The sequence below is a fragment of the Curtobacterium sp. VKM Ac-2852 genome, from assembly GCF_013205045.1.
Taxonomy (GTDB): Bacteria; Actinomycetota; Actinomycetes; order Actinomycetales; family Microbacteriaceae; genus Curtobacterium; species Curtobacterium flaccumfaciens.
The window spans coordinates 303,187-323,310 of record NZ_JABMLI010000002.1 but is presented as its reverse complement, the minus strand read 5'-3'; the positions used below and the strand labels follow the sequence as shown (position 1 = coordinate 323,310).

The 20,124-nt window shown below is 72.0% G+C and carries 22 protein-coding genes; 12 read left to right on the top strand and 10 right to left on the bottom strand.

The genetic code is table 11. From position 1 onward, the window contains the following. Positions 1-83 precede the first annotated feature (83 nt). Entirely contained in the window at positions 84-413 is a 330-nt protein-coding gene (locus HQQ79_RS07945) for a hypothetical protein (RefSeq protein ID WP_173033526.1), read from the top strand. 10 nt (positions 414-423) lie between these two features. Here HQQ79_RS07945 and HQQ79_RS07940 read toward each other — a convergent pair whose 3' ends face one another. Continuing rightward, complete coding sequence (locus HQQ79_RS07940) at positions 424-738, bottom strand: hypothetical protein (RefSeq protein WP_071244494.1); 315 nt, start codon at positions 736-738, stop codon at positions 424-426. 189 nt (positions 739-927) lie between these two features. On the opposite strand from HQQ79_RS07940, the gene HQQ79_RS07935 reads away from it, so the two are divergent. Further along, on the top strand, positions 928-1,761 hold the full coding sequence (locus tag HQQ79_RS07935) for an SDR family oxidoreductase (protein ID WP_111057716.1): 834 nt from the start codon (positions 928-930) through the stop codon (positions 1,759-1,761). Positions 1,762-1,898: 137 nt separating this feature from the next. Then, positions 1,899-2,396, top strand: coding sequence for a hypothetical protein (locus tag HQQ79_RS07930; protein WP_027465412.1), 498 nt, complete (start codon positions 1,899-1,901; stop codon positions 2,394-2,396). A gap of 25 nt (positions 2,397-2,421) precedes the next feature. On the opposite strand, the gene HQQ79_RS07925 is transcribed toward HQQ79_RS07930, so the two are convergent. Continuing rightward, positions 2,422-2,763, bottom strand: coding sequence for a hypothetical protein (locus tag HQQ79_RS07925; protein ID WP_173033524.1), 342 nt, complete (start codon positions 2,761-2,763; stop codon positions 2,422-2,424). A gap of 504 nt (positions 2,764-3,267) precedes the next feature. Between HQQ79_RS07925 and HQQ79_RS07920 the strand changes: the two genes are divergently transcribed. Further along, complete coding sequence (locus HQQ79_RS07920; RefSeq protein WP_173033522.1) at positions 3,268-4,425, top strand: glycosyltransferase family 4 protein; 1,158 nt, start codon at positions 3,268-3,270, stop codon at positions 4,423-4,425. Here the strand turns inward: HQQ79_RS07920 and HQQ79_RS07915 are convergent. The 4 genes from HQQ79_RS07915 to HQQ79_RS07900 all read right to left on the bottom strand — a co-directional run bounded on the left by HQQ79_RS07915 (position 4,386) and on the right by HQQ79_RS07900 (position 10,466). Next, positions 4,386-6,167: a collagen-binding domain-containing protein gene (locus HQQ79_RS07915; protein WP_173033520.1), complete on the bottom strand. Its 1,782-nt coding sequence runs from the start codon at positions 6,165-6,167 to the stop codon at positions 4,386-4,388. The genes HQQ79_RS07920 and HQQ79_RS07915 overlap by 40 nt on opposite strands. Continuing rightward, positions 6,164-7,840 carry an aspartate 4-decarboxylase gene (aspD, locus tag HQQ79_RS07910; protein WP_173033518.1) on the bottom strand — a complete coding sequence of 559 codons (1,677 nt, stop codon included), beginning with the start codon at positions 7,838-7,840 and terminating at the stop codon, positions 6,164-6,166. Before aspD ends, HQQ79_RS07915 begins: the two co-directional genes overlap by 4 nt. A gap of 20 nt (positions 7,841-7,860) precedes the next feature. After that, the gene (locus HQQ79_RS07905; RefSeq protein ID WP_173033516.1) at positions 7,861-9,567 is read right to left on the bottom strand and encodes an aspartate:alanine exchanger family transporter; all 1,707 of its coding nucleotides are present in this window, start codon (positions 9,565-9,567) and stop codon (positions 7,861-7,863) included. A 230-nt stretch (positions 9,568-9,797) separates the two neighbouring features. Further along, entirely contained in the window at positions 9,798-10,466 is a 669-nt protein-coding gene (locus tag HQQ79_RS07900) for an ArsR family transcriptional regulator (RefSeq protein WP_173033514.1), read from the bottom strand. A gap of 45 nt (positions 10,467-10,511) precedes the next feature. Between HQQ79_RS07900 and chrA the strand changes: the two genes are divergently transcribed. Both chrA and HQQ79_RS07890 read left to right on the top strand, forming a co-directional pair. Beyond that, on the top strand, positions 10,512-11,717 hold the full coding sequence (gene chrA / locus HQQ79_RS07895) for a chromate efflux transporter (protein WP_173033512.1): 1,206 nt from the start codon (positions 10,512-10,514) through the stop codon (positions 11,715-11,717). Between the two features lie 14 nt (positions 11,718-11,731). Next, positions 11,732-12,124, top strand: a complete 393-nt coding sequence (locus HQQ79_RS07890; RefSeq protein ID WP_173033510.1) for an arsenate reductase ArsC — start codon at positions 11,732-11,734, stop codon at positions 12,122-12,124. Here HQQ79_RS07890 and HQQ79_RS07885 read toward each other — a convergent pair. Further along, the gene (locus HQQ79_RS07885; RefSeq protein ID WP_367948076.1) at positions 12,102-12,818 is read right to left on the bottom strand and encodes an alpha/beta hydrolase; all 717 of its coding nucleotides are present in this window, start codon (positions 12,816-12,818) and stop codon (positions 12,102-12,104) included. The two genes, HQQ79_RS07890 and HQQ79_RS07885, sit on opposite strands and share 23 nt — an antisense overlap. A gap of 76 nt (positions 12,819-12,894) precedes the next feature. Beyond that, a complete protein-coding gene (locus tag HQQ79_RS07880; protein ID WP_017885669.1) occupies positions 12,895-13,422 on the bottom strand; it encodes a phenolic acid decarboxylase in 528 nt (175 codons plus the stop codon). A gap of 63 nt (positions 13,423-13,485) precedes the next feature. Here HQQ79_RS07880 and HQQ79_RS07875 point away from each other — a divergent pair, with 63 nt between their 5' ends. Then, positions 13,486-13,956, top strand: coding sequence for a MarR family winged helix-turn-helix transcriptional regulator (locus tag HQQ79_RS07875; protein WP_017885670.1), 471 nt, complete (start codon positions 13,486-13,488; stop codon positions 13,954-13,956). Between the two features lie 240 nt (positions 13,957-14,196). Beyond that, positions 14,197-15,150, top strand: a complete 954-nt coding sequence (locus tag HQQ79_RS07870) for a nuclear transport factor 2 family protein (RefSeq protein WP_173033508.1) — start codon at positions 14,197-14,199, stop codon at positions 15,148-15,150. A 25-nt stretch (positions 15,151-15,175) separates the two neighbouring features. Here the strand turns inward: HQQ79_RS07870 and HQQ79_RS07865 are convergent, their stop codons facing one another. After that, the gene (locus tag HQQ79_RS07865) at positions 15,176-15,751 is read right to left on the bottom strand and encodes a GrpB family protein (protein WP_173033506.1); all 576 of its coding nucleotides are present in this window, start codon (positions 15,749-15,751) and stop codon (positions 15,176-15,178) included. A gap of 58 nt (positions 15,752-15,809) precedes the next feature. Further along, on the bottom strand, positions 15,810-17,009 hold the full coding sequence (locus HQQ79_RS07860) for an MFS transporter (protein ID WP_367948075.1): 1,200 nt from the start codon (positions 17,007-17,009) through the stop codon (positions 15,810-15,812). A gap of 126 nt (positions 17,010-17,135) precedes the next feature. Here HQQ79_RS07860 and HQQ79_RS07855 point away from each other — a divergent pair, with 126 nt between their 5' ends. The 4 genes from HQQ79_RS07855 to HQQ79_RS07840 all read left to right on the top strand — a co-directional run bounded on the left by HQQ79_RS07855 (position 17,136) and on the right by HQQ79_RS07840 (position 20,082). Then, entirely contained in the window at positions 17,136-17,699 is a 564-nt protein-coding gene (locus HQQ79_RS07855) for a cyclophilin-like fold protein (RefSeq protein ID WP_173033504.1), read from the top strand. 53 nt (positions 17,700-17,752) lie between these two features. Beyond that, on the top strand, positions 17,753-18,595 hold the full coding sequence (locus tag HQQ79_RS07850) for an SDR family oxidoreductase (RefSeq protein WP_173033502.1): 843 nt from the start codon (positions 17,753-17,755) through the stop codon (positions 18,593-18,595). A gap of 73 nt (positions 18,596-18,668) precedes the next feature. Beyond that, positions 18,669-19,517, top strand: a complete 849-nt coding sequence (locus tag HQQ79_RS07845; protein WP_173033500.1) for an alpha/beta fold hydrolase — start codon at positions 18,669-18,671, stop codon at positions 19,515-19,517. Next, positions 19,510-20,082 carry a TetR/AcrR family transcriptional regulator gene (locus HQQ79_RS07840; protein ID WP_027465387.1) on the top strand — a complete coding sequence of 191 codons (573 nt, stop codon included), beginning with the start codon at positions 19,510-19,512 and terminating at the stop codon, positions 20,080-20,082. Before HQQ79_RS07845 ends, HQQ79_RS07840 begins: the two co-directional genes overlap by 8 nt. Positions 20,083-20,124 lie beyond the last annotated feature (42 nt).

Genomic DNA, 20,124 nt, shown 5'->3' with positions numbered 1-20,124 from the left:
GCGTCGGCGCAACGAGCGACGCGCCGTGTTCCTGTACGACGGCCAGCCGACGGCCTGTTGGCTGTGCACATGGAGGCCCGGACATGAAGCAGATCCAGTACGACCGCTCGACGATCCTGACGAGCGACGACGTGGCCGACGCCGTGATCGAGTACGCCGCAGCCCTGGCAGGCGGCAACCGGGCGGACACCGTCGCGATCCCCGCTGTGGCCGCCGACGGCACCATGACGACGACCAAGGTGCTGATCGGTCCGTCGAGCCAGCTCGTCGTCGAGGATGCCGAAGAGGACGAGCTCGAGCGCGAGGACACGGGTTTCGTGCAACGGCTGCGGGCAGCCGCGCTGACCTTCGAGCACGACGAGGTGATCCACGCGGACACCCGGTCGGACCTGACCGACGGGCCGGTGGCGTAGGGGCGCCCGCTCAGCGCCCGAAGTCCGGCGGCGACGCGTTGGTGTCGACGGCGAGCACGGCCTCGGTGCGCCGGCCGAGCTCGAGCAGGAACGCCTCGCCCTCGGGTTCGAGGTCGTCGTCCGGAGCCGGCTCGAGGGCGACCGGGATCGCCGGGGCCAGGAGCACCTCGATCGTGCTCGCCACCCCGAAGTCGTCGGCCGTCGGGATCGACACGACGTCGCTCAGCCGACTCTGGTGCAGTGCTGCGGCGTACCGGATCACCGCATCGGCGATCGTGTCGCTCGTCAGGACTCGGACGGTACCCGCGTAGTTCACGTACTTCAACGTTGCTCCCTGGTGAAGAGGAGCATCCGTCGCGGTGACGGTTCCCTGATCCGCTGCCACGGTAGGCCGCCGTCGTGCCGGGTACACATCTTCGAGCGCGGAACGGGGTACGCCGTGACCCTGGACGGGCGTTCAGTGGCGCCCGCCCAGCATCGGGGACGTCCAGGGAAACCGACCACAGGGAGAGACATGACCGAGCAGCAGCAGCCCCCGGGGAGCGACCAGGAACTCACGCCGAAGGCCGACCACGGCGAGGAGTCGTACCGCGGCTCCGGCAAGCTCACCGGCAAGCGTGCCGTCATCACCGGCGGGGACAGCGGCATCGGGAAGGCCGTCGCGATCGCGTTCGCGCGCGAGGGTGCCGACGTCCTGATCAGCTACCTGCCGGAAGAAGAGGACGACGCCCAGGACACGAAGCGCTGGATCGAGGAAGCCGGTCGGAAGGCCGTGCTGTTCCCGGGCGACGTGAGCGACCCCGCGTACTGCCGATCGGTCATCGACCAGGCGGTCTCGGAGCTCGGCGGGCTCGACGTCCTCGTGAACAACGCCGCTTACCAGATGACCCACGAGACGATCGAGGAGATCAGCGACGAGGAGTGGGACCACACCCTCGCGACGAACCTCAGCGCCTACTTCCACCTCGTCAAGGCGGCCCTGCCGCACCTCGGCCCGGGATCGTCGATCATCGGCTCGAGCTCGGTGAACTCCGACAACCCGAAGCCGAACCTGGCGCCCTACGACGTCACCAAGGCCGGCGTCGCGAACCTGTCCGCCGCGCTCGCGCAGCTGCTCGGCGATCGCGGCATCCGCGTGAACAGCGTCGCACCCGGTCCGATCTGGACGCCGCTGATCCCGTCGACGATGCCGCCGGAGCAGGTCGAGCAGTTCGGCAAGCAGTCGCCGCTCGGCCGTCCCGGCCAGCCGGCCGAGCTCGCACCCGTCTACGTGCTGCTCGCCAGTGACGACGGCAGCTACGTCTCCGGCGCGCGGGTCGCCGTCACCGGCGGCACCCCGATCCTGTGACGGGACGCCGGTCCGGCAACGGGACCAGGTGACGGACCGGAGGCCCGGGGCACGACGTGCGCCGGGCCTCCCGTCCGTCGTCGGGGGACGCTCCTGGCTGAATCGCCGCCCACCGGGGCCGGCCTACGTTCAGGGCCATGTCCACGCGAGCGAAGACCGTCACGGCGCTGTTCGGCGCCGCCACCGTAGCCCTCCTGCTCACCGCCTGCGACCCCGGCGGAGCCCAGAACATCAACCCCGTCGGCAAGGTCCCCGGCTCCGAGGAGAAGTCCCAGTCGGCCCAGTGCGACGTGGCCGCCAGCGCCGCCGTCGACATGATCGACAAGGCGGTCGGGTCGCACGACACCACCGAGTTCGCGAACATCCAGAAGGGTGACGGCGGCTGGTACCTCGGTGCCGCGATCGTCCCCGCGGACAGCAACGACTCGAACGACGACGAGGTCACCATCTGGGCGACCACCGCCGACCCCACGGCCGACGACTTCGACGGCCCGCTGTACGCCGTGAACGACGTCGCCAAGCAGGCGGTCGCCGACGAGACCACCACCACCTCGGACGCGCCGACGCCGTTCGCCGACGACTCGAAGGCCGCCCAGCAGGTCGAGAGCTGTGTCGTCGAGGCGTCCGACCGCTAGTCGTCGGACACCGTGTCGTGGCCGATCAGTCCTTGGGCTGGTCGGCCACTTCCACGTCCACGTGGTAGTCGTCGCCGCCGTCGGTGCTGATCGTCGACACCGAGTCGTAGACCACGTCGTAGCCCGCCGTGTTCACGTCGCAGTGCACCTCGGCGCCGTCCTCGATCGCGATGTCGTCCGCACCACAGTCGACCTCGGGCGTCGCATCCGAGACGTCGGCCAACGCGTCGACGACGACGCGTTCGAAGGCGTCCGGTGTGACGGTCCGTGACGCCGACGACGATGCCGTGCACCCGCTGAGCGTCACCGCCAGGGCGATCGTCGCGGTGAGCGTCGTGAATGCGGTGATGCCGCGCTGGTGCTGCATGGTGTCCCCCGTGGTCCCCTGGCCGCTGCTCGCCCCGAGATCGGGGACCGGCGGTTCCTCGACGATAGCGGGATGGTGCGAGGACGTCTGCCACGAGTTCGGGTCAGGAGCAGACGTCCTCGCGCTACGACGCCGTCGGGTTCGACGCGGTGGTCATGACGAGGCCAGCCCGGGAACGGGGGTCGGGCACCCGCCGGTAGGGTCCGGCGGGGTAGCTTCCCGAGACTGTATGACGACCACGGCTCAGACGTGTACGGAATCCGCCGGAACCGGACAGTCTCGTCCGTCCGCCGCCTTCGCCCGGACTGAACGTCCACTCGACGAGTCGTGAAGGCCCGCTCAGCAGCACGTCGTTTCACTAGACGATCGTCTTCTGAACGCCTACGGTTCCCAGCACCCCGTCCCGCTCCCGAACCGTGAGAGACCGCATGCACAGCCCCCGCCAGACCACCGTGCTCGAGACCGGCCGCTGACGTGGCGGCGGCGAAGGCGACCGTCCTGCTCGTGAGCGACTTCCCCCTGTCGGCGATGCGGGGTGAGCGCGCCGCGCTGGTCGAGCAGGCGAAGGCCTTCGCCGAGTCCGGTCACGTCGTCTGGGTGGCGACTCCGCGGTCGAGCGAGACCGCGGAGCTGCGAAGGCACGGCGTCCGCCTGTTCGAGGTCGAACCGTCGATCAGCCCCCCGGAGAGCGACCTGCCGGTGGTCCGCAACTCGGTCCGTGTCCGCCGGTGCCTCGGTACGCTGATGCTCGAGGAACGGATCGACCTCGTCGTCACCCACTCGGACTTCGGCCTCGCCGCGGCGGCGCTGACCACGGCGCGCTCCCTCGAGCTGCCGACGATCCACACCGTGCACGGTTCGGCGCCGGTCCGGGGCCGGACCGCGGCGGCGATGGCGCCCCTCGCACGGCACGCGCACCGTGTGGTGACCGGCATCCGGCCCACACGGCACCGCTTCACCGGGCACCCCATGGACGACGCGCGCCGCAACATGGCCGTGGCCGTCTGCGGGGCGGCCGACGTCGTCGTCACCCCGACGACACGACAGGCACGTGCGCTGCGCGAGGCCGGCGTCGGCCCGGTCCACGTCGTGCCCAACGCCCTCGGTCGCCGGACGGTCGAACCGCCGCCGGCACCGGAACTCGGCCCGCTCCGGCTCGTCTGGGCGTCGCGGTTCACCCCGGACAAGCGTCTCGACGTCCTCCTCAACGCGATCCGGCTGGTGGAGATCCGACTCGGTGCACACGCGGTGCGGGTCGATGTCGCCGGCGGGACCGTCCCCCCGACCCGCACGCCGGTGTCGGTCCGCGTCCACGGCCGCCTGTCGTCGCAGGCTGTCCACGACCTGCTGCTGTGCGGGCACGCGGCGGTGGTCTGCTCGCTCGAGCACGACGGCCAGCCGATGGCCGCGCTCGAGGCGTTCCGGGACCACCGTCCCGTCATCGTGTCCGACATCCGCCTGGCGAGCGAGTTCGGCTCCGCCGCCGTCCTGACCGACGACGAGACCGCGTTCGGGCTCGCCACGACGATCATCGAGCTGGCCTCGGACCGGACGCTGCTGCGACCGCACACCGCCGCCGCCGTCGAGCACGCCCGGCTCGCGACGGCGGAACGGCACACCGATCAGGTCCTCCGGCTGGTTGCCGGATCCCGTTCCTGCTGAGTGACGGACCGGGCGCGGTGACGCACGAGGGCCGTCGTGCCGCCGGTGACGATCAGCCCGAGCGCGAACAGCACGAGGGGCAGCGGATCGGCTCCGGTGGCGGCCAGGCTCCCGGTCCCGCCGCCGGGCTCCACGCCGACGACCGGCGCCGCGTCGACGCCACCGCCCGTGCCGGATCCGCCGTCGCCGCTCTGGTTGCCCGTGCCGGTCCCGCCCGGGACGGGGGTCGGGACGTCGGACCCGCCACCACCACCACCACCGTCGCCGTCGCCGTTGCCACCGCCGTCGCCACCGCCGTCGCCACCGCCGTTGCCGTCGTCCGGCAGCGCCGTGTTCACGATGGTGCAGACCACGTCGTCGCCGTCCGCGACGGTGACCACCCCGTCCGTCAGGGGCGCGCCGGTGCAGGTCCAGTCCCCCGCCTCGTAGCCGTCGGGGCCGCCCGACTCGGTCAGCGTGTAGTCCCCCGGCGGCACCGGTCGACCCGTCACCGCGTCGCTGCCCGACGTGCCGGAGACCGTGGTCGGTCCGCTCGCGGTCAGGGTCCAGTCACCCGGATCCGCGTCGCCACCGACGACCTGCTTGACCAGGGTGAGGTCCCCCTCGACCGCGTCGGTCGACAGGCACGACACCGTCGTCGAGAACGGGAACCCGTGGATCTCACGTGGCACCGGCCCGGCGGCGGTCGCGACCCCGTGCGTGAACGACGCCGCGACGACGTTGCCCTCGACGTTCTGGGTCACATCCCACCGCAGGTCGGCCCGGGGAGCGTAGATCGTGCCCTCGAGGACGTCGGCGCCGGTGACGTGCACGGTCGTCGCGTCCGGGAAGTTCCAGAGCACGAACGGCGCGTGCGCGTTCGTCAGGTTCGCGAGGTTCGGGACGGAACCGTCGAAGGTCGTCCCGGTGACGTTCACGACGAGCGGCGATCCGGGGCCGGGCAGACCGTCGAAGGTCAGCAGGTCGAGGGCGTCGAGGTCGGCGGCGGCCACCGTCAGCACGTTCGTGACGCCGGGCTGGACATCGGCGTACGCGGCCGTCCCCGGCGCGATCGGCGTCGGCAGGGGCGCGCCAGCGGCATCGTGCAGCACGGTCGTCACCGGGCACGTCCCGAGGTCGGCGGACAGGGACCGGTAGCGGGCGAAGGACGACGCGAAGTCCAACACCGACGGGTCGGCCGTCGTCGGGACGGAGCTCGCCGGCTGCCGGGTGGTCCCCTCGATGCGGGGGAACGTCTCGGCGGTGGTGCCCTCCGGAGCGAGCCGGTAGTCGATCGTCGCGCCGTTCTGGTCGGTGTCGAAGGCGTCGTAGGTCGCCGTGTCGCCGACGTGGGCGTACCCGCCGTTCAGCACGCGGAGCACGGCCGACTGCTCCGACGGGAACCGGATGCCGCCGTCGACGTACAGGAACGTGGGACGGCTCTCCCCCGGCAGCGTCAGGGCGTTCGCGGGCGGGTTGCCCGCGCCGATGTTGTAGCTGGTCTCGAAGGCCAGGTCACCGCCGGCGGCGAGCGTGCCCTCGGCCTCGTCGGCGGCGAGCTCGACGTCACCCTCGACGAAGACCAGGAACCCCTGGTTCGCCGGGTGCCCGTCCACCGGCACGGTGACGGGGTTGACGGGTGGGACGTCGGCCGCCGTTGCCGGCGCGGTCGCGAACATGGCCGCCGGCGTGACCAGGGCCGCCGGCACGAGGAGCGCGGCGACGCCGAGCAGTGCCGCCCGGCTGCGGACCCGCGCCGTCACGGCCGGGCCGCCCGGCCGGGGTCGGCCTCGGCGTCGGCGTCGGCGCCCTGCTCGTCGCGCCACTCGTCGAAGTACTGCTTGCCGATCGCCCGCAGGCTCCGGCCGATCTGCGTGTAGTCCTCGTCGCGCAGGTTCGCCAGCGACACCCGGACCGACCACTCGGGGCCGTCGAACCCGCCCCCGTTCAGCAGGATGATGCCGGTCTGGTCGGCGAGCCGGAACAGGATGTCGGTCGGTTCGTAGTGCTCGCGGAGGAACGCGCCGATCCCCGGCCCTCGCAGCCGTTCGGCGTAGGCCAGCACGTCGAGCTCCACGTAGTAGCCGACCCGGTTGACGTCTTCGGGCAGGGTGACCTGCATGCCGTCGAGCAGCAGCTCCAGGCGGTGCCGGATCAGCCCCTGCGCCTGGTGCTTGTAGTGGTCGGTGTCGTCGAGCACGGCGTACGCCGCGAAGAGCAGCATCTGGCACTGCTGCGGGAGGGACAGCCCGGCGGTGTGGTTGAGCGCCACCGAGCGGCTGTCGGCGACGAGCCGGTCGACGAACCGGATGTCGCGCGGGTGCAGGGAGAGGGTGCCGTACCGGGCGTCGAGGGCGGCCTGGTCCGCTTCGGGCAGTGCGGCGAGCCGCTCGTCGAACACGTTGTCCCGGTTGACGGCCACGACGCCGAGCCGCCAGCCGGTCGCGCCGAAGTACTTCGAGAACGAGTAGACGCCGATCGTGTTCCGCGGGACCTCGGCCATCAGGGAGCGGAAGCCGTCGATGAAGGTGCCGTAGACGTCGTCGGTGATGATCGTCAGCTCGGGGTTGTCGGTGGCGACGACGTCGGCGATCGCGTCGAGCGTCTCCTGGGCAATGCGGACCGAGGGCGGGTTCGTCGGGTTGACGACGAACAGGGCCTTGATGGACGGGTCGCGCAGCCGGTCGATCTCCTCCGGCGGGTACTGCCAGGTGTGCACACCGTCCTGGTCCACGGTGCTGGCGTGCAGGTGCACCTGCTCGAGGTCGTAGTCGGCCAGCGCGGGGATCTCGAGGTACGGGGTGAAGATGGGCGTCATCAGGGCGATCCGGTCGCCGCGGTGCATCAGCCGGTTCTCGAGCAGTGAGTCGAACACGTAGCACATCGCCGCGGTGCCGCCCTCGACGGCGAACAGGTCGTACGGCTGCGCCGGCGGTTCCCCGGCGCACATCTCCTGGACGAGGTACTCGTGCACGATCTGCTCGGCGTGGTGCAGCATCCGGTCCGGCTCCGGGTAGTGGTCGCCGATCACGGAGTCTGCGAGTTCCCAGACGAAGGAGTCGGGTGCGAAGCCGAGGTCGTCCACCCCGTGCCGGAGCACCCGGCGCAACAGGTCGACCCCGGGTTCGCCGTCGTGCTCGGTCAGCCACGAGCCGAAGCGTTCGGCGATGCCGTCCTTCTGCGGCACACCGACGAGTTCGGGGTCCCACTCCCGGTTCTCGCGCGAGACCGTGAGCGCGAACTGGCCGAGTGCGAAGAACGCCTCGCGGGGGGTGGGCGCGATGAAGTTCGGGTTGCCGCGGCCGGCGTTGAGCATCTGGAACGCGGTGCGTGCTTCGTGCTCGCCGGCGATGCGCTGGAGCTCGGCCTTGAGTTCGAACGGGGACAGGTGCTGCAGGCGCGCGATCTGCTCGCGGGAGACGCTGGCGACGGGCATGTGGTGCTCCTTGTGCGGGGTCAGTGTGCGGTGATCGCGACGACGACGGCGCCGCCGATGCTGAGGACGATGTTGCCGATGGCGTAGGGGACGGTGAAGCCGAGCAGCGGCACACTGCTCTTCGCCGTCTCCTGCAGGGACCCGACCGCCGCGGTGGTGGTCTGGGCACCCGTGAGCATGCCGAGGACCAAGACGGGGTCGGTCTTCCGGAAGAAGAACCGGCCGACGAAGGTCATGACGACCAGGGGCACCAGGGTGACGACCACCCCGGCGACGAGCAGCTGGACGCCGTACTGCGCGAGCCCGTCGATGAAGCCCGGCCCGGCGTTGATGCCGACGACGGCCACGAAGAGCGTGAGCCCGACGGTCTCGAAGAACCACTGCGCGCCGGGCGGGACGTGCCCGAAGGTGGGGCTCTTCGAGCGTCGCCAGCCCAGGATCAGTCCGACGATGAGCGCACCGACGCTGGTGGTGAGGGACAGCGGCACGGCGCCCACCGTGATCGACGGCACACCGATGACGGCGCCGACGGTGATGCCCAGGGCGACGGTGACCATGTCGGTCTTCGGATCGGTCCGCTCGGGGAACCCGACGTACCGGATCCCCTGCTCCAGCAACGGCAGCGGCCCCTGGACCCGCAGCTCGTCACCGGCGTGGAGCGCGGTGTCGGGGCCGAACGGGATCGCGTGCCCACCCCGGCTGATGCCCTTCAGGAAGATCTGCCGGGCCCGTTCGGTCTGCCGGAGTTCCTCGACGGTCCGACCGACGACCGCCTTGTTGGTCACGACGACGGACAGTTCCTCGATCGGCACGTCGAGCAGCGCCGGGTCGTCGATCTCAACGGCGAACGCGGCCAGGTCGTCCTCGATGATCGCCGCGTGGTGGCCGGCGACGACCACCACGTCGCCGGGGGCGAGCGTCTGGTCCAGGTGCGGCTCCACGATGGTGTCCCCGTGCCGCACCCGTGCGATGAAGACCCGGGAACCGATGCGGGCGTCCGAGGCCTGCTCGAACTCGCCGACGGTCTGCGGCGTGAAGGCCGACGTCAGCCGGTACGCGCGACGGACGACCTGCTGGTACGCGGACGTCACGTCGGGGTTGTCGTCGTGCACCCCGAGGCGCTGCTCCAGGTCGTGGGCGGCGGCGGGCAGGTCGCGGATGCCGAGGAACCGCGGGGCGAGCAGGGAGATGTAGAGCGCCGCACCGACGGTGCCGAAGATGTAGGTCACGGCGTACGCCACCGGCACCAGGTCGCTCCATGCCTTCGCCGTCGCGTCGCTCACCGGGAGTCCGGCGATGGAGTCCTGCGCGACGCCGATGATCGACGACTGCGTCAGCCCGCCGCCCGCCAGACCGGCGGCCAGACCCGGGTTGTAGCCGAGGATGCTGCTGATGACGATCGTCGTGCCGAACCCGACCACGGCCAGCACGACGGCGAACACCGCCTGCGGCAGCCCGGAGCCCTTCAGCCCCGCGACGAACTGCGGGCCGAGCTTGTAGCCGAGCGAGAACAGGAAGATCAGGAAGAAGATCTGCTTGACGATCGGGTCGACCTGCAGGTCGTCCCCGAGCACGGCGCCGATGACGACGCCGGCGAGCAGGGTGCCCGTCACGGCCCCGAGACCGATGCCGCGGTAGCTGAAGCGCCCCACGAAGAACCCGACCCCGAGCGCCAGGAACACGGCGATCTCGGGGTGTTCGATGATGGTGTCCCTGACCCAGGTCATGCGGCCGCCTTCGCCCTCGGGGCCCCTGCCTGCCCCGTTGGCCGAAAACGTAAACGGACCTCACATCCGGCGTTCCCAGGAACGCGCGCGCCGCCCTGGGCGCACCACGCGACGGACGGGAGGCTCGGTGCGGGCCCGCCCCGTGCCTCCAGTCCGCAGGCGGTCGAGCAAGGAGAACGCCCCGATGAGGAGGGGGGATCTCATCGGGACGTTCCGTTCGTGGGGCCGCGTCAGGCGGCGAGGCGCGCAGCGAGCGCGGTGGCCCGTGACCGGAGGTCCGCAAAGGTGGCCTCGTACGCGTCCGGCGTGCCGACGCGCGACGGGTTCGGCAGCGACCAGTGCAGGCTGTCGCCGTCGTCGATCGACTCGTGCGCGCGGTCGCAGACCGTCACGACCAGGTCACCGTCGGCGACGAGGTCGCGGAAGGCGCGCGGGACGTGGCGGCCGAGGTCCAGGCCGTGGCGTTCCCCGACGGCGACCGCCCCGGGGGCGATGGCGGCTGCGGGACGCGTCCCGCCGGACAACGAGCCGATCTCGCTGACCTGCGCCCAGACACCCGCGGCCAGCGGGGAGCGCGCGGAGTTGCCGGTGCAGACGAACAGCACGCGGGACACCGGGCCCGGCACCGCTGCCGAACCGTGCGGGACACCGCTCGGTTCGAGGTGCAGGTAGCTGCGGCGACCGTCGCCGTCGGAGCGGCGTCGCGTGACCAGACCGGCCTGCTCGAGGACGCGCAGGTGGTGCGCCAGGAGCGGCCCGGAGATCCCGAGGGCGGCCCGCACCTCGCTCGGGCTGGCGTCGGACGCGGCGAGCAGGTCGACGATCGCCAGGCGGGCGACGTCGCCGAGGGCCGCGTGCTGCGCCGCACGCTGCTCGAGGTCCTGCCGCCGGGTGTTCATCGGTTCAATGTTGACTGAACCATCTGCCGTCGTCAAGATGAGCGGGTGACGACGAGCCCCGAGCCCCTGCGGTCGTCCGCGGGATCGGTGTTCCTGGTGTTCCTGCGGCTCGGGCTGACCTCGTTCGGCGGGCCGGTCGCACACCTCGGGTACTTCCGCGAGGCCTTCGTGGTGCGTCGCCGCTGGCTGCGGGACGACGCCTACGCCGACCTCGTCGCACTGTGCCAGTTCCTGCCCGGACCGGCGTCGAGCCAGGTCGGGATGGCACTCGGGCTGCAGCGCGCCGGACTGCTCGGACTCCTCGCCGCGTGGTGCGGGTTCACCCTGCCGTCCGCGGTGCTGCTCGTCGCGTTCGCCCTGCTCGTTTCCGGAACGCCCGACCTGGCCGGCGCCGGGTGGCTGCTCGGGCTGCAGGCGGCCGCCGCCGCGGTGGTGGCGCAGGCGGTGCTCGGCATGGCGCGCTCGCTCACACCGGACCGCCGTCGGGCGACCATCGCGGCCGCCGCCGCGATCGTGGTGCTGCTCGTCCCCGGACCGGGGCCGCAGGTCGCGGTCATGGCGGCCTGCGGCGTGGTCGGCGTGCTGTGGCTCGGCCGGGTGGTCGGACCGGTCGAGGAGGTCGCAGGCACCGAGCTCGCCGTGCGGCTCCCCCGCTGGGTCGCCGTGTCGGCGCTCGTCGCGTTCGCCGCCCTGCTCGTCGCGGCACCCGTCGCCGCGAGCGGCACCGGGGCCGTGCGCCTGTTCGGGGTCTTCGCGCAGGCGGGCTCGCTCGTCTTCGGCGGGGGCCACGTCGTCCTGCCGTTGCTCGAGTCGCAGACCGTGGCCACCCACCTGGTCGACCACGCGGACTTCCTGGCCGGGTACGGCGCCGCACAGGCCGTGCCCGGGCCGCTGTTCACCTTCGCCGCGTGCCTCGGCGCCGTCGCCCACGGCAGTCCGAGCGGGCTCGTCGGCGCCACGGTGGCACTCGTCGCGATCTTCCTGCCGGCGGCACTCCTGGTCGTCGGCGCGCTGCCCTTCTGGCACGTGCTCCGCGCCCTGCCGTGGGCCCGCCGCGTGCTGGCCGGCGTGAACGCGGGGGTCGTCGGGCTCCTCGCCGCGGCGCTCTGGGACCCGGTCATCACCGAGGGGGTCCGCTCGGCACCCGCACTGGCGCTCGCCGTGGCCGCCTTCACCGCCCTCACCCGCTGGTCCGCTCCCCCGTGGGCCGTCGTCCTCGGAGCCGGCCTGCTCGGCGCCGTCGTCCTCTGATCGGAGTACCACGCATGCCCACCGTCCTGTTCGTCTGCGTCCACAACGCCGGTCGTTCCCAGATGGCCGCCGGCTTCCTGCAGCACCTGGCCGGTGGCCGCGTCGACGTCCGGAGCGCAGGCTCCGAACCGGCCGACCGGCTCAACCCCGTGGTCGTCGCGGCGATGCTCGAGGAGGGCATCGACATCCGGAGCGAGCAGCCGGCCCTGCTCAGCACCGATGCCGTCCGCGCTGCCGACGTCGTCATCACGATGGGGTGCGGGGACGCCTGCCCGGTGTTCCCGGGCAAGCGCTACGAGGACTGGGAGCTGACCGACCCCGCGGGGCTCGACCTCGACGCCGTCCGGCCGATCCGCGACGACGTGCGCGCGCGGGTGCAGGACCTCATCGCCCGGACCGCTCCCTGACGCGGTCGAGCAGGCGGTCGACGAGCTGCTCGCGCCACGGGACCGACGACCAGACGTGGTCCGCACCCTCGACCGCGGTGAACGTCGCCCCGCTGAGCAGTTCGCCGTAGCGCCGGCCGTACTCGACCGGGACGATCTCGTCGGCGGTGCCGTGCAGCACGTCGACCGGCCCGTCGTACCCGCGGGCCTGTGCGTAGACGTCGAGTCCGTCCCGGACCTCGTCGACGAACCCGCGCCCGAGGGCGGTCCCACCGAAGTCGAACCAGCCGCGGTCACGGACGGGTGCGAGCGGCTGCCCCTGGATGGCGTCGTGCACGGCGATGTCGTCGACCACGACCCCGGCCGGTGACCACAGGGTCAGGCTCCGCACCAGGTCGGGGACCCGGGCCGCCGCCATCGCCGACTCGACGGCGCCCAGGCTGTGGGCGACGACGTCGATCGGTGCCCCCTGGTCGGCCGAGAACGCCCGGATCATCGTGACGACCTGCTCGACCTCGTCGCCGATCGAGATGTCCGCGAACCGTCCGTCGCTCGTGCCGTGCCCGAGACGGTCGTAGGAGCGGACCGTCAGACCGGTGTCGGTCAGGACGGTCGCGGCCTGCACGAAGAGCTGGCGCGGGCCGATCGACGAGTCACCGAACCCGTGCACGAACAGCACCGCGCCGCGGGCGCCGACGCCGGGCGGTACTCCCACCCCCGGAGCGCCCCGCCCCGGTGCTCGAGCCGGATGCTCGTCAGGGCACGCTCCAGCGGACGTTCCGCGGTCATGCTCAGTTGCTCCGGTCGGCGAACCCGGCCGGCAGGTCGGCGGGCGCAGTGTCGACGACGGTCTCGTCGTCCTGGCCGACGAACTCGAACAGGGTGATGTGGGCGAACTCGGGGACGACGTAGATCGGGTAGGTGGGGCCGGCGTCGCGGTACTCGCGCATCCGGTCCAGGTGGTCGTTCTGGAACAGCACGGTCTTGCTGCCGTCCTCCTCGACCCAGTGCGGGAAGAAGATCGTGCCGTGCAGCACGCGCTCCCCCGGCACCACGGTCACGACGACGCTCGTGCCGGTCGGCTCGTTCCACGACACTTTGTAGACGCCGGCGGTGAGCACAACGAGGTCGACCTGCTGGTCCTTGACCCAGCGCCCGCCGACCATGCCGGAGTGGATGCGGTAGTCGATGGTGGTGGCGTTCTTGACGTACATCTCGTACTGCCAGCCATTGGCGTACGTGTAGATGAACCGGTGTCCGACGATGCCGGAGAGGTCCTGCGACGGGACGGGCTGTGCGACTGAGGTGGTGATCGTCATGCACTCATCCTGCGCCAAACATAGTTTTGTTGCAAACCTTTTTCGAGGACCTAAGCTGAGGACATGGGCAGCGAGCACGACACCGCAGGACTCCGGGACATCGCCCGGCGGCTCAGCGACCAGGTCGGCCCGTTCCGCCGCACCCTGCTGAACGCATCACGCCGTGACGGTGCGCTGCCGGAGCTGCCCGATGCCCAGATCGAGGTCCTGCGACGACTCGACGAGGCCGGATGGCTCACGCCGACGGCGCTCGGCCGGTCCCTCGGCCTCGCCCGCTCCACGGTCAGCAACCTCGTGACCGCGATGGAACGCGGCGGGCTCGTCCACCGGCGGCTCGCCACCGGCGACGGCCGCAGCACCGAGATCGCCCTGACCGAGCTCGCGTCCGAGCGTCTCCGGGTCTACGACGCCTCGGCCGAGCACGTCCTGGTCGGCGCGCTCGAACGCCTGGGCCCGGACGGGGTCGACGCGCTGCGCGCCGCGCTGCCCGTACTCGCCGAGCTCCGTCTGGCCATCGACGAGCCCGGAGCGTAGGGATCGGCTGACAGTGCGCGTGAGCCGTCGCACAGGTCCGGCTCGTCGATCACCAGCGGGAGCGGGTCACCCTGGCAGCGCGTGCACAGGCCACCCTGGAGGCGCGCACCGCGACTGAGAAGCCGGTCACGGTCGCAGCGCGAGGCGGCTCCACGGCGCGCGCCGGCCCCCAGGGTCCGGTTCCATCGTTCTGCCGTGCAGACGACATCACTTCTCCCCATCATCGCCAAGGCGTGTGCGGTGGCAGCTCCGGTCGCCATCGCCGTGTCGCTCGTGGCCGGTCCGGCCGTGGCGGCACCCCTCCACACCTCCACATCCGACACCACCGCGACCGCCGCGCACCACACGGTGACCCGTGCGGCGCGGACCACCTCGGGCGGCACGGCCGTCTCACGGCTCGACCGTCGCGCCGAGCAGCGCAACGAGGCCACGGTCCGGCACCTGTTCCGGTGCGCGTTCCGGTCCCCCGGGTCCGCGACGGCCCGTGCGGCTGCCCGGACCGCCGTCGCGACCGGTGCCGTCGCCCACGGTGCGACGAGCGCCTCGGGTCCGTCCGCGTTGCTCGCCGAGTTCACCGCGGACCGCTCCCGGGTGCCCGGCGCCCACGCCGTGATCAAGCACGTCGCCGGGGACGCGGACCTGGTGGCGGTGCACTGGCAGATCACCGCGAAGCCGACGGATGAACGCACGGGTGACGCCGCCGTCGACCTGTTCCGCATGCGCGACGGGCGCATCAGCGAGTGGTGGGCACTCCGTCAGACGGTGCCGAAGGGGACCCCGGCCAGCGGCAACACGAACAGCATGTTCAGCGACCTGTACCCGGCCGCGAAGCGTGACCGTCACCTGACCGAACAGCAGGAGGAGCACAACCGGGTGCTCGCCGTGACCGCGTACGACCGGCTGTTCCGCGACCACGACGTGTCCGTGCTGGACGAGGAGTTCGACCCGGCGTACCTCCAGCACAACTCGGTCGCGGCGAACGGCACAGCCGCGCTCAAGCAGTTCTTCGCCGGCAGCGCCGCGCAGAGCCTGCCGAAGCAGGAGTCCGTCATCTCGCTCGCCGACGGCGACCTGGTGTGGACGTTCTCGAAGCCGGTCGGGGCGAAGGCCGACGCACCGTTCGGTGCGGCCGACCTGTTCCGGGTCGACGGCAACCTGATCCGCGAGCACTGGGACGTCGTCCCGACGAGCTGAGACTCGGCCGACGGAGCCGCGCGTCTCAGGACGCGCGGCTCCTTCGCGCCCGCTCCTTGATCGCGGTGATGACGGCCGTCTTCGCGTCGGCGTAGGCGTTCATGTCGTCCCAACTCCGGTCGAGCAGCTCCCGCTTCGTCCGTTCGTACAGCGCCCGGTCACCGGCGTCGGCGCGCAGGTGGTCGCGGAGGAGCAGGTAGTCGTCGACCGCCGCCGCGCCCCGCTCGTAGACGTGCATGTGGACGTCACGGGCCGGCGTCCGGACCAGGCGGTGACCCGGCTCCCGGACGCGTAGCTCGTACCCGGCGGCCAGGAGCTGGTCGAGGTAGCTGGCCTCGGCGGTGACGTCCGGGACGGCGACCACGATGTCGACGATCGGTTTCGCGGCCAGGCCGGGGACGGCCGTGGAGCCGATGTGCTCGACGACCGGGGCGTCCGTGCCTGAGCCGGGGAGGGCCTCCAGGATGCGTCGCCGGTGGTCCGCGAAGACCGCAGCCCACCCGCTGTCGGCGGGGTGCAGGGGCACGGTGACCGGTTCCGGGCCGCCGATGATCTCGACGGTCGTGACGTCCGGGCGGGGGTGGACTTCGTCGTGGTGCACCCGGACATGATCGCAGCCGGCGGTCGCGGTCGCGGTGGCTTTCGCGGTCGCGGTCGTGTCAGAGCTTCGCGGGGAACGCTGAACCACGACCGATGACGGTGAGGAGCGCCGCGACCGCCCCGAACACGATCATCACCACGGCGAGTACCAGCCCGTCGAAGGCCGTCAGCAGGGCTGCGCCGAACAGGCCGGCCGCGAAGATCGCGATGTTGAACGCGACCGGCAGGAACGCGCTCGCGACGTCGGCGTCCTCGCCGCCTGCGGTCGTCAGGGCGGCCTGCAGCTGCGTCGACGAACCGCCGAAGCCGATCCCCCACAGGCCCGCGGCCACCAGGACCGCGACCGGCGACGTGTGCCCGACGAGCAGCACCACGCCCGCCAGGACGAACAGGCCGACGCTGCCGTGCAGCAGGGGTCGGGGATGCCGGTCGAGCAGGGCACCGGTCACGACGACGCCGAGGATCGCGGCGATCCCGTAGACCAGCAGCACCAGCCCGGCGCTCAGTTCGGTGCCGGTCGCCCGCAGGTACGGCGAGATGTACGTGTAGATCGTGTTGTGTGCCACCATCCACGTCGCGATCACGGCGAGGATGACCGCGATGCCGCGGATCCGGAACACCCTCACGACGGACAGCTTCGCGGCGCTCGTCTGCCCCGGGGCATCCGGCACGAACAGCGCGATCAGCGCGAGGACCACCACGCCGACCAGGCTCAGCCCGATGAACGACGACCGCCAGCCCAGGGCGTCGCCGATGAAGGACCCGAGCGGGGTGCCCAGCGCGAACCCCACCGGCGCGCCCGTCGAGACGATCGCGAGCGACACCCCGGCGGAGCGGGCCGGGCTGATCCGCCGGGCGTAGGTGGCGAACATGCCCCAGATCGTCCCCGACATCGCGCCGGCGACGAACCGGGTGACCAGCGCGACCGCGACGTTCGGCGCGAACGCGGTCAGGGTGTTCGCGACGAGCAGCACGGCGATGGCGGCCACGATGAGCGGCTTGCGGCGGAACCCGCGGGTCAGGGCGATCGCCGGGACCGTGGCGATGACCGTGCCCATCGCGTACGCGCTGACGAACAGGCCGACCGTGCCCTCGCTCGTGCCCATCCCGTCGGCGATCGCGGGCAACAGCCCGGCCGGCATCGTCTCCATGGCGACGAGGAGGAACCCGATCGCGGCGAGCAGGGCGAGCGGGAACCAGGGCAGTCGGCCGTCGGTCGCCCGGTCGGTCGTGGGGAGGTCGGAGGTCGTCGTGGTCACGGACCGACGGTAGGGGCATCGTCCGGCGGACAGGGAGGTTCTGCAGGACCCCGTTTCGCCGGAGCCTCACTGGGCGGGTGGTGGTGGGGCTTCGATGGTGGGTGTCCACCAACTCAGGGAGCTCCGATGCACATCCACACCAGACGCCGTACCGCCGAGGATCCGCTCGTCGGGCTGGGTCCGCTCGCGTCGGCTCCGGTCGTCGCGCTCGTGGTGGGGGCGCTCGCCGGGTGCAGCGGCGTCGAGCGCGCGGAGTCGCCTGCGCCGTCAGCTGCGACGTCGACGGCGTCTGCGTCTCCTTCAGCAGCTCCCACGATCACCACCCCGACGGAGGCCGACCCCGTGCACATCACCATCGAGCTCGACGGCGAGACCCTGACCGGCCGGTTGACGGACAACGCGACGGCGCGCGCGCTGGCCGCCCAGCTGCCGGCGACGCTGACGTTCGGCGACTACGGCGGCCAGGAGCAGATCGCCCGGCTCCCCACGCCGCTCGACACCACCGGCGCCCCGAGCACGAGCGATGCGCCGGCAGGCACCATCGCCTACTACGCGCCGGACCAGTCGATCGTCCTGTACTACACGGACGTCGGCAGCTTCTCGGGGATCGTGCCGATCGGCACAGTCGACGACGTCGCAGCGGTGCGCGACCTGCCGTCCGGCGCCGCCACCGTCCGAGTGCGCGGCTGACGGGTATCCGTCCCCTTCTTCGCGTCCCTTCCATCGAACAGGAACCACACACCATGACCGGAACCAGCACCTTCCTCATCACCGGCACGAGCCGCGGGATGGGCACCGACTTCGCCCGGGCCGCCCTCGACGCCGGGCACCGGGTCGTGGCGACCGGACGCGACCCCGAGCGGGTCCGCGCCGTCCTCGGCGACCACGAGCGCCTGCTCGCCGTCGAGCTCGACGTGACCGACCCGGAATCGGTCCGGGCCGCCGTCGACGCCGCGACCGACCGGTTCGGCGGCGTCGACGTCCTGGTGAACAACGCCGGGAGCTTCCAGGCCGGGTACTTCGAGGAGATCTCGGCCGAGCAGTTCCGCGCGCAGCTGGAGACGAACTTCTTCGGAGCGCTCGCCGTGACGCGCGCCGTGCTCCCGGTCATGCGACGGCAGCGCTCCGGGCACGTCATCAGCATCAGCTCCACCGCAGGCATCGTCGCCGGCGCCGGTGGGAGCGCCTACTCGGCGTCGAAGTTCGCGCTCGAGGGCTGGATGGAGGCCCTGCACGACGAGGTCGCGCCCTTCGGCATCCGCACCACGGTGGTCGAGCCCGGCTTCTTCCGCACCGACCTGCTGGCCGAGGGCGACTCGACCTTCTGGGGTGACGTCGCGATCGACGAATACGCCCCGCTCTCGGCCGGGTCGAAGGAGTTCTTCCGCGGCATGCGGGGCAACCAGTCCGGCGACCCCGCGAAGCTCGCGCAGGTGCTGCTGACGCTGATCGCGATGCCCGAGCCGCCGCTGCGGTTCGCCGCCGGCGCGGACAGCGTGGCGGGGATCGTGCAGAAGGGACAGCAGCTCGTCGAGCAGGCGCAGGCGTTCCCCGAGCTGTCGACGACGCTCGACCTGGAGGCGTGACACATGCCCCTTGCCAACCCTGGCTACGGGTATTAGCCTTTCAGTTACTACCCGTAGCCGAAGGAGCCACGACATGCTCGAACACCTGGACACCGAGGGCGGCACGATCGCCTACGACCTCTCCGGAACAGGGCCGCTCGTGGTCCTCGCCCACGGCATGGGCGACAGCCGGCACGCCTACCGTTTCGTCGCGCCGGAGCTCGTCGCGGCCGGCTACCGGGTGGCGAACGTCGACCTCCGCGGCTGCGGCGACTCGAGCACCGGGTGGGCCGGCTACGAGCGCGCCGACATCGCACGCGACCTCGTCGCCGTGGCCCGCCACCTCGGTGGCCCGGCCGTGGTCGTCGGGCAGTCCATCAGCGGCGGTGCGGCGACGATCGCCGCGGCGACCGCCCCGGACCTGGTCGCGGGCATCGTCGAACTGGCGCCGTTCACGCGCAAGCAGTCCGTCGACCTGGGCGGACTGATGCGCAACCGCCGACACCGCGCCGGCACCGTCCAGCTCGCGCGGGTCATGACGAGCGGCAGCCTGCCCGGCTGGCTCGCGTACCTCGACATCGCGGTGCCCACCAAGCCCGCCGACTGGGCGACGGAACGCAGCCGCATCGAGACGACCCTGCGGCAACCGGAGCGGATGGCGGTCCTCCGCGCCATGACCCGCACGTCACCCGCCGACGCCGGCGAGCAGCTGGGTGCCGTCCGCTGCCCCGTGCTGGTCGTCGAGGGCAGTGCCGATCCGGACTGGGCCGAGCCCCGCGCCGAGGGCGAGCGGATCCTCGCCGACCTGCCGGACGGCCTCGGCGAACTCGCCGTGATCGACGGCGCCGGTCACTACCCCCACACCGAGACGCCGGCGGCGCTCCTCGCCCTGCTGCTGCCGTTCCTCGCCCGCACGCTGCCCGTCGCAGGTCCCGTTGCCTAGGGCGGGGCTCGACCCGGCGACCGTCACCGAGGCCGCGGCGACGCTGGCCGACGAGATCGGCCTCGCCCAGCTGAGCATGAGCGTCGTCGCCGATCGCCTCGGGGTGAAGGCACCGTCGCTGTACAAGCACGTCGACGGGCTCGGCGACCTCACCCGCAGGATCGCGATCCTCGGCGCGAACGAGCTCGGTGACGCGCTCCGCGACGCCATGCAGGGGCGCAGCGGTCGGAGTGCGCTCGAGGCGGCGGTGCAGACCGTGCGCCGGAGCGTCCAGGAGCACCCGGCGCGGTACCAGGCGGCCGTCAGCGTCCGGCCGACCGGTGCTGATGACCCCCTGGCGGTCGCTCTCGGCCGCACCCTGGCGTCCTTCGCCGCGGCGCTCCGCGACTACCCCCTCGACCCGGCCGACGAGATCCACGCGCTCCGGGTGCTCCGCAGCGTCCTGCACGGGTTCGCGACGATCGAGGCGTCCGGTGGGTTCCAGATGGACACGGACGTCGATGCGAGTGCCGCGTGGATGGTCGACTTCCTGGATCGTGGCTTCCGTGCCGCGACGACACGGTGACCGCATCCACGGCGGCGCGCCCGTCGTCACCGTCCTGTGCGT